Here is an 8,699-nt window from a genome sequence, read left to right as displayed (position 1 = left end):
ATCGACAGCGACTGTTCGCTGCCCGACTGCGGCGTCATCTCAGCCGTCCGGTCGGTGATCGCGTCCCAATGCGCGGCGATGCCTTCGGGCGACAGCTCGTCGCCGGTCAGCAGCTTGCCTTGCGTCAGCGTGACATAGGCGGCCTGGAACACGCCAGCGCCTGCCCCAATGATCATGTTGGTCGGCGCGTCTTCGGAGACGAGGAACAGCGCAGCGGGCGCGACCTTTTCGGGGGCGAAGGCGGCAAAGGCTTCGGCCGGGAACAGATCTTCGGTCATGCGCGTCCCCGCCGTCGGCGCGATCGTGTTGACCTTGATATTGTTCTTGGCACCCTCGATCGCGAGCGTCTTGGTCAGGCCGGCGAGGCCGAGCTTGGCGGCGCCATAATTAGCCTGGCCGAAATTGCCGTAGAGCCCGGTCGACGAAGCGGTCATCAGGATGCGGCCGTAATTCTGGCCGCGCATCGTTTCCCACACCGCCTTGGTGCAGTTGGCCGAGCCGTTGAGGTGGACGTCGATCACGAATTTGAAATCACCGGGCTCCATCTTGGCGAAGCTCTTGTCGCGCAGGACGCCGGCATTGTTGATCAATATGTCGACGCGGCCCCATTTGGCCTTGGTCGCTTCGACCATCGCGACCATCTGGTCGTAATCGGTGACGCTGCCGCCGTTCGAGATGGCTTCGCCGCCCGCCGCGGTGATTTCCTCGACGACCTTCAGCGCGGCATCCGAATGGCCGGTGCCGTCGCGCGATCCGCCGAGATCGTTGACGACGACCTTCGCCCCGCGCCGCGCGAGCTCAAGCGCATAAGCGCGGCCTAAGCCGCCGCCCGCGCCGGTGACGATGGCGACGCGGTCGGTGTAGGAAATGGTCATGGCAAGCTCCCCAGAAATTGGTTCGGGGAGCTTCCTAGGCGATGATCGCGCGCGCGAAAAGCCGGGTCGGCGCTACTCTGTCGGCGCGGCTCAGGTCCCGGCGTCGAGCGCATAGCCCGCCGAGCGGACCGTGCGGATGATGTCGGGCTTGTCGCCGATGTTGATCGCTTTGCGTAAGCGCCGGATGTGGACATCGACGGTGCGGCTCTCGATGTCACTGTCATGCCCCCAAACGGCGTCGAGCAACCGCTCACGGCTGAACACCCAGCCGGGATGCTCGAGGAAATGCTTGAGCAGGCGGAATTCGGTCGGGCCAAGCGGCACGACTTCGCCGCCACGCCGCACCTTGTGGCCGACGGTATCCATTTCGATATCGGCGTAGATGAGCTGTTCGCCCGCCAGCGCGGGGCGCACCCGCCGCAGCACTGCGCCGACGCGGGCGACGAGTTCGCGCGGGCTGAACGGCTTGGTGACATAATCATCGGCGCCCGTTTCCAGCCCGCGCACGCGGTCTTCCTCTTCGCCGCGCGCGGTGAGCATGATGATCGGCACGTTCGCGGTTTCGGGCATGCGGCGCAGCCGACGGCAGACTTCGATGCCGCTCAACCCCTCGACCATCCAGTCGAGCAGGACGATGTCGGGCGTCGCTTCCTTGGCGAGCAGTAAGGCTTCCTCACCGTCGGGGGTCTGCTGGACATCGAAATCCTCGCGCTTGAAATGCCAAACGAGCAATTCGGCAAGGGCCGCATCGTCTTCCACCAGCAACATCTTGGCGCGTGCCATTGGTCTTCTCCGTCAGATGATCGAACGAGCGCCGCGTTCGCGCTCGCCCATGTGGACGCCGGTGGCTGCAAAATAGACCATCTCGGCGACGTTGGTCGCGTGGTCCCCCACGCGCTCCAGATTCTTGGCAATGAACAGCAGATGCGTCGCCTGGCCGATGCTCGCCGGATTTTCCATCATGTAGGTGACGAGCGCGCGGAACAGGCTGTTGTAGAAATCGTCGACGATACGATCGGTCTCGCTCACGCGGATCGCCGCTTCGGCATCGCGCGCGGCAAAGGCATCGAGCACGTCATGCACCATCCGGCACGCGAGATCGGCCATCGCGGGGAGGACCGAAAGCGGCTCAATGTCGCTGTGATCATCGACGGCGGCGACGCGGCGCGCGATATTCTTGGCATAATCGCCGATCCGCTCGACGACGCTCGCAATTTTAAGCGCGGCGACGACTTCGCGCAGATCGTCGGCGAGCGGCGCGCGCAGCGCGATGAGCTCGACCGCGAGCCGTTCGACTTCATGCTCAATTTCGTCGATCTGGCGATCGCCCGCGACGACGCGGTCGGCGGCGTCGAGGTCGTGCCGCTTGAGCGCTTCCATCGCCTGGATGATTGCTTGTTCGGCAAGCCCGCCCATCTGCGCGATCAACCCGCGCAGCCGCCCGATATCTTCGTCGAAAGCCTTAACTGTGTGATCAACCAATTGAATTCTCGATTCTGTTCCGATCAGCCGTAACGGCCGGTGATATAGTCTTTGGTGCGTTCCTGGCGCGGGTTGGTGAAAATGTCCGACGTCGCGCCGGTTTCGATTAACTGACCCAAATGGAAGAACGCCGTGCGCTGCGACACGCGCGCCGCCTGCTGCATGTTGTGGGTGACGATAACGATCGCGTAGCGGCCCTTCAGCTCGTGGATCAGCCCCTCGATCTTGGCGGTGGCGATCGGGTCGAGCGCGCTGCACGGCTCGTCCATCAGGATCACTTCGGGGTCGACGGCGATGGCGCGGGCGATACACAGCCGCTGCTGCTGACCGCCCGACAGCGCGGTGCCGCTGTCGCTGAGGCGGTCCTTGACTTCGTCCCACAGCCCTGCCCGGCGCAGCGACTGTTCGACGATCGCGTCCATCTGCGTGCGGCCCGAGGCGAGGCCGTGGATGCGCGGGCCATACGCCACATTTTCGTAGATCGTCTTGGGGAAGGGATTGGGCTTCTGGAACACCATCCCGACGCGCGCGCGCAACTGCACCACGTCCATGTCGGGCGCGTAGATATCCTCGCCATCGAGCCGGATATCGCCCTGCGTCCGGGCGATCGGAATCGTGTCGTTCATGCGGTTGAGCGTGCGCAGGAAGGTCGACTTGCCGCAGCCCGACGGGCCGATCAGCGCGGTCACCTGATCGAGTGGGATGTCGATCGACACGTCATTGATCGCCTGTTTGTCGCCGTAGAACACGTTGACGTGATGGGCGGTCATTTTGGGCGGGATGCCGTTGGCAGGAATAGGGCTCACCAGCGAGTCTCGAATTTGTTGCGCAGGTAAATGGCAAAGCCATTCATCGCGAGGAGGAAGACAAGGAGGACAATGATCGCCGCGCTCGTCTTTTCGACGAACCCGCGACTCACTTCGTCCGACCAGAGGAAAATCTGCACCGGCAGCACCGTCGCCGGATCGGTCAGCCGCGTCGGCGGCGTCGCGATGAAGGCGCGCATGCCGATCATCAGCAGCGGCGCCGTCTCGCCAAGCGCGCGGGCCATGCCGATGATCGTGCCCGTTAGAATGCCGGGCAGCGCGAGCGGCAGGACGTGGTGGAAGACGACTTGCACCGGGCTGGCGCCAATGCCGAGTGCCGCATCGCGGATCGACGGCGGGACGGCCTTGATCGCATTGCGTCCAGCAATGACGATCACCGGCATCGTCATCAGCGCCAATGTCATGCCGCCAACGAGCGACGCCGAGCGCGGCAGGTCGAACAGGTTCAGGAACACCGCGAGCCCAAGCAGGCCGAAAATGATCGACGGCACGGCGGCCAGATTGTTGATCGACACTTCGATCAGATCGGTCAGCCAGTTCCGCGGCGCATATTCCTCAAGGTAGAGCGCTGCGAGCACCCCGACCGGGAAGGCCAGCAGCAGCGTGACGAGCATCGTGAAGATCGACCCCTTCAGCGCGCCCCAGATGCCGACAATCGTCGGATCGCTCGAATCGGCCGACGTCAGGAAGGAGACGTTGAAGCTGGTGTGCAACTGGCCGCGCGCGGTGAGCCGCGCGACGATCGCTTCGGCTTCGGGTGTGCCTTTGCCCTTGGCGGCGATGTCGATGTCGCTGGCAGCAGGCACGGCAATCACCGTGCGCCCTTCGAGCAGGCGCGGATCGGCCTTCAGCCGGTCGCGCAGCATCAGCCAAGCACTGCGCGAGATCAGCTTTTCACCACCAGGACCAAAGGCAGCGACGGCGGCGCGCGTCATCGCATCCTCAAGCCCCGCGCCCGCCAGCGCGAGATCAGCGCCTTCGCCGTGCAGTCGCGCCGGATCGAGCGTCAGCCCGGCGCGCGCGAAATCGACGGGCACGTCGATGCGCGTCTGAACGAAGCCTTGGACGCCATTCATCAGCATCGTGAACAGCAGGAAAGCGAGGAAACCGGCCGAGCCGATAATGGCCGCCAGCCCGAGCAGCCGGAAGCGTCGCTCGGCGGCATAGCGGCGCTGGACGCGGCGCTGCATCGCCAGCGACCGCCATTCGGTCGGTGCGCGTTCGAACGCCGGGGCAGAGGCGGGCCGATCAGTCATAGGCTTCGCGGTACCGCTTCACGACGGTCAAGGCGATGATGTTGAGCAGCAGCGTGATGACGAACAACGTCAGCCCCAGCGCAAAGGCGGCAAGTGTTTTCGGGCTGTCGAATTCGGCTTCGCCGGTCAGCAGGTCGACGATCTGCTTGGTCACGGTGGTCGCGCTCGACAGCGGGTTGAGGCTGATCGTTGCGGCACCTGAGGCGGCCATGACGACGATCATCGTCTCACCGATCGCGCGGCTGACCGCGAGCAGCACGCCACCGACCACGCCGGGAAGGGCGGCGGGCAGCAGCACGCGGCTGATCGTCTCCGAGGTGGTGGCGCCCATTGCGAGCGAGCCGTCGCGCATCGACGCTGGCACCGCCGCGAGCGAATCATCGGCCATCGACGAGACGAACGGGATGATCATCACCCCCATCACCAGCCCCGCCGCAAGCGCGCTTTCGGAGCTGGCATATTTGATGCCGATCGAGACGGCCAGGTCGCGCACCGCAGGGGCCACGGTCAGCGCGGCGAAATAGCCATAGACGACGGTCGGCACGCCCGCGAGAATTTCGAGGATCGGCTTCATCCAGCGGCGCACGCCGGCGCTCGCATATTGCGTGAGGTAGATTGCGCTCATCAGCCCGAACGGGATCGCGACGAGCATCGCGATCACCGCGCCAATGAAAAACGTGCCCCAGAACAACGGCACCGCGCCGAGCGACGCCCCCGGATCGGCCGGGTCGATGACTTGCGGGCTCCAATGCGTGCCGAACAGGAAATCGCCGATCGGCACGAGCTGGAAGAAGCGCCACGATTCGACGATCAGCGACCCGACGATACCGATCGTCGTCAGGATCGCGATCAGCGACGCCGCCAGCAGCATGGCCATGATGACACGCTCGATCCGGGTGCGCGCGCCGAAGCCCGGTTTGATCCGCAGATAAGCGGTGATCCCGCCGACGATCGCGAACAGCAGCGCAATCGTCGCGCCGATCCAGCCATAGCGCGCGGTCGCTTCGCGATAGGCGGGCGCAAGCGCATTGGCGGCCGCGCTCGTGCCGTTGACGCCGTGACCCTCGGCGATCGATCGCGCCTGGCTGAGTATGGCGGCGCGTTCGAAGCCTGGCGGTGGCAGCGTTGCGGCCGCGGGCGCCTTCAGCACACGGTCGGTGACCAGCGCGGGGGTCGTGAACGCCCAGATGCTGAGGAACAACAGCGCCGGACCGACCACCCAGAGCGCAACATAGCCGCCATGATGCGACGGCAGCGAGCTGAACCGCCGCGTGGTGCCACGCCGAAACGCCACCGCCCGGACGCGCGCCGTCAACCAGCCGATCAGCCCAAGACCGGCAATGACAAACAGAAGCGCGAGGGTGGACAAGTCTTGGATCAGTTCTTTCTTGCCGGTCGGGGCGGCACATCCCGAACCCGGGAGGCCGCCCGCCGTCGATTATTTCAGGTCACGCCCGTCAAGCGTGGTGCCGTTGGCGATGACCGCAGCCGATGCATCGCGTACGGCCTGCGGTGCCGCGATCAGGCCGCGCTTCACCAGCGGACCATCGGGGTTCCACGCCTTCGAATAGGCCTCGACGAATTTGTCGAGCCCCGGAATGGCGCCCATATGCGCTTTCTTGACATAGATGTAGAGCGGGCGCGCACCAGGATAGGTACCCCCTGCAATCGTCTCATAGGTCGGCGCCACGCCGCTGAGCGGCACGCCCGTCAGCGTCGCCTTGTTTTCCTCAAGATAGCTGTAGCCGAAGATGCCCATGGCATTGGGGTTCGACTGAAGCTTCTGGACGATCAGATTGTCATTCTCGCCAGCATCGACATAGGGGCCGTCGCTGCGGATCGTGTGACATGCCTTTTTAAAGGCATTCTCGTCCTTCTTCTTCATCCCGATGCTGTCGGGATAAATCGCCTCGCAACCGCGTGCCATGATCAGCTCGGCGAGCGCATCGCGCGTGCCGCTGGTGGCAGGCGGGCCATAGACCTGGATCGGAATGGCTGGGAGCGCGGGGTTCACGTCCTTCCACGTCTTCGCCGTATTGGGTTGGCCGCGCGGCGTGGCGGCGAGCGCGAGATAGATGTCGGCGGGCGTCAGTGAGAGCTTGGGGCCGTTGGTCGCTTCGGCAAAGGCGATGCCGTCAACGCCGATCTGGATTTCCAGAATCCGGTCAACGTCATTGTCGCTGCACATCTTGAACTCAGCCGCCGTCATGCGTCGCGATGCGTTTTCGATATCGGGGTGGCGCGCGCCAACACCGGCGCAGAACTGCTTCATCCCGGCGCCGGTGCCATTCGCTTCGACCACTGGCGCTTTCGAGCCCGGATTGGCGTTGACGAACTGTTCGGCCACCAGCGTCGTGAACGGAAAAACGGTCGACGATCCGACGATCCTGATCTGGTCGCGCGATCCGGCGCCGCCGCCGTTCGCTTGGTCGGTACATGCTGAAATGATGCCGGTAAGTGTGAATGCCGTTGCAGCAATGAGTGCGGTCTTGAGACGCATCGATTGTCCTCCCTGTCGGTCCTCTGCCCGACGTGCGGCTATCACCCCGATGTACGTGCCTCTGTGACGGTAACGTGACTCTTTGATGACAACGACTCTTTGGTGGCGGTCGTGGGCGCGATTGCAGGCAGCAGGATCGACGCGACGGTACCCTTGCCAACGACGCTCGTGATGTCGAGTCGCCCGCGATGGCGTTCGATGATGTGTTTGACGATCGCCAGCCCAAGCCCGGTGCCGCCGAGCGCGCGGCTGCGACCGGCATCGACTCGGTAGAATCGCTCGGTCAGCCGCGGCAGATGCTCCGGCGCGACGCCATCCCCTTCATCGGCGACCGACAAGCGAATCATGCCGGTCTGGTCGCGGCGCAGCCGGGTGATGACCGGCGTGCCTGGTCGCCCATATTTCATCGCATTGCCGATCAGATTGTGCAGCACCTGGCTCAACTGCGCGCGATCACCCGCAACGGCGGGGACATTGCCGTCAATCTCGGCGATCAGATCCTCGCCGCGCTGGTCGAGCGTGTCGGCGAGTTCGGCATGCACCTCCTCAACCAGCACGGCAAGGTCGACCTCGGCGGCGGGCAGCCGATATTTCTCGGCCTCGATCCGCGACAGCGAAATCAGATCCTCGACCAGCCGCTGCATCCGCCGCGCTTCGTCGAACATGACTTTCAGGAAACGCGCGCGGACATCGGCATCGCCGCCCGCCTTTTCGTCCGACAGCGTTTCGACAAAGCCGAGAATCGAGGCAAGCGGCGTGCGCAGCTCGTGGCTGGCATTGGCGACAAAGTCGACGCGCATCCGCTCGGCCGCATAGCTGCCGGTCTGGTCGATCAGATGCACGACGCGGCGCCCATCGGACATGTTGGTGACGCGCATTTCCCAGCGCTGATCAAGCGTGCCGAGCCCGACGAGATTGATCGGCGCGCTCGGCGCGGGGCTGCGATTGGTTAGTCGGTCGGCTGCGGCCGGGTGGCGGATCGCCAGCCGCACATCCTCACCGATGATATGCCCGCCGAGCAGCGCGCGGGCGGGTTGATTGGCATGGGCAACGCGGCCACCGGCGACGATCAGGATCGGCTCGACGATCGCCTCGATCAGCTCATCGATGTTGACCGGAAGGCTGTCGTGGCGCGCTGCGGGCTCGATCGTGGGTGCCGGCGGCGCTGCCTCACCAGTGCCCGCCGCGACCAGTACCGCCGCAATCCCGCCGACGAGCACGATCAACGCGGCCTCGACATCGGGCTGGAGAAGCCAAGTTGCGATCACCACGATCGCGACGACGCCGATTCCGGCTAGCGTCCGAAGGCCAAAAGGATGCGGCATTAACCACTGCCTAGCGCAAAGTGGGACAGGCGGCGAGGGGGCGTCCGACCCAAATGCTTGCGCGCACTTCACGATTGTGAAAGGGCTTGGGTGCATGGAAAGTCGGCAATGAGCGAAAATTCCCCCGATAACGCGGCCCCGCAGGGCACCACGCGGCGGCGCGCGCTGATGCTCGGCGCGGCGAGCGCGACGGCGATTGTCTCGATCCGTCCGGCGCTGGCGCAGACGGCGGCATCGGTAACGGCGTGCGAAATTCCGGTGCCCGACGCGGGGCGCGCGGGGCAATATGTCGCTGCGGATGGCAAGCTGGTGCCGAGCGGGACCGTGGGCGCCTTTCCGCCCGCTGGCCGCCCCTTCAAGGCCGCCGATGTCAAGCGCGCGATGTCGGGCGGGCAATTGCCGGGCGTCGATGCCGATCGCAGCAACGCCTATAT

Annotated in this window: 9 protein-coding genes; 1 reads left to right on the top strand and 8 read right to left on the bottom strand. The window is 64.9% G+C overall.

Going from position 1 to position 8,699, the window contains the following annotated elements; genetic code table 11:
- The 8 genes from K2W81_RS11320 to K2W81_RS11285 all read right to left on the bottom strand — a co-directional run.
- Positions 1-875: SDR family NAD(P)-dependent oxidoreductase (locus K2W81_RS11320; RefSeq protein WP_294104344.1), on the bottom strand; the 875-nt coding region annotated here is incomplete at its 3' end.
- 90 nt (positions 876-965) lie between these two features.
- Complete coding sequence (gene phoB, locus K2W81_RS11315) at positions 966-1,658, bottom strand: phosphate regulon transcriptional regulator PhoB (protein WP_294104342.1); 693 nt, start codon at positions 1,656-1,658, stop codon at positions 966-968.
- Between the two features lie 12 nt (positions 1,659-1,670).
- Complete coding sequence (gene phoU, locus K2W81_RS11310; protein ID WP_294104340.1) at positions 1,671-2,357, bottom strand: phosphate signaling complex protein PhoU; 687 nt, start codon at positions 2,355-2,357, stop codon at positions 1,671-1,673.
- A gap of 23 nt (positions 2,358-2,380) precedes the next feature.
- Complete coding sequence (gene pstB / locus K2W81_RS11305) at positions 2,381-3,127, bottom strand: phosphate ABC transporter ATP-binding protein PstB (RefSeq protein ID WP_294104348.1); 747 nt, start codon at positions 3,125-3,127, stop codon at positions 2,381-2,383.
- Between the two features lie 32 nt (positions 3,128-3,159).
- The gene (gene pstA, locus K2W81_RS11300) at positions 3,160-4,374 is read right to left on the bottom strand and encodes a phosphate ABC transporter permease PstA (protein ID WP_294104346.1); all 1,215 of its coding nucleotides are present in this window, start codon (positions 4,372-4,374) and stop codon (positions 3,160-3,162) included.
- Positions 4,375-4,432: 58 nt separating this feature from the next.
- Positions 4,433-5,809, bottom strand: coding sequence for a phosphate ABC transporter permease subunit PstC (gene pstC, locus K2W81_RS11295; protein ID WP_294104338.1), 1,377 nt, complete (start codon positions 5,807-5,809; stop codon positions 4,433-4,435).
- Positions 5,810-5,878: 69 nt separating this feature from the next.
- Positions 5,879-6,940, bottom strand: a complete 1,062-nt coding sequence (locus tag K2W81_RS11290; RefSeq protein WP_294104336.1) for a substrate-binding domain-containing protein — start codon at positions 6,938-6,940, stop codon at positions 5,879-5,881.
- 41 nt (positions 6,941-6,981) lie between these two features.
- Positions 6,982-8,265, bottom strand: a complete 1,284-nt coding sequence (locus K2W81_RS11285) for an ATP-binding protein (protein WP_294104334.1) — start codon at positions 8,263-8,265, stop codon at positions 6,982-6,984.
- 108 nt (positions 8,266-8,373) lie between these two features.
- Here K2W81_RS11285 and K2W81_RS11280 point away from each other — a divergent pair.
- On the top strand, positions 8,374-8,699 hold a 326-nt coding region (locus tag K2W81_RS11280; RefSeq protein ID WP_294104331.1), incomplete at its 3' end, for a hypothetical protein.

Origin of the sequence: Sphingomonas sp., assembly GCF_019749955.1 — a bacterium.
Lineage (GTDB): Bacteria > Pseudomonadota > Alphaproteobacteria > Sphingomonadales > Sphingomonadaceae > Sphingomonas.
This window is presented reverse-complemented; position numbering and strand designations above follow the sequence as displayed.

Excerpts from the sequence above, each read along its gene's own strand:
- phoB (WP_294104342.1), bottom strand. The coding sequence starts at position 1,658 with ATGGCACGCGCCAAGATGTTGCTGGTGGAAGACGATGCGGCCCTTGCC.
- pstB (WP_294104348.1), bottom strand. The coding sequence starts at position 3,127 with ATGACCGCCCATCACGTCAACGTGTTCTACGGCGACAAACAGGCGATC.
- pstA (WP_294104346.1), bottom strand. The coding sequence starts at position 4,374 with ATGCAGCGCCGCGTCCAGCGCCGCTATGCCGCCGAGCGACGCTTCCGG.
- K2W81_RS11290 (WP_294104336.1), bottom strand. The coding sequence starts at position 6,940 with ATGCGTCTCAAGACCGCACTCATTGCTGCAACGGCATTCACACTTACC.
- K2W81_RS11285 (WP_294104334.1), bottom strand. The coding sequence starts at position 8,265 with ATGCCGCATCCTTTTGGCCTTCGGACGCTAGCCGGAATCGGCGTCGTC.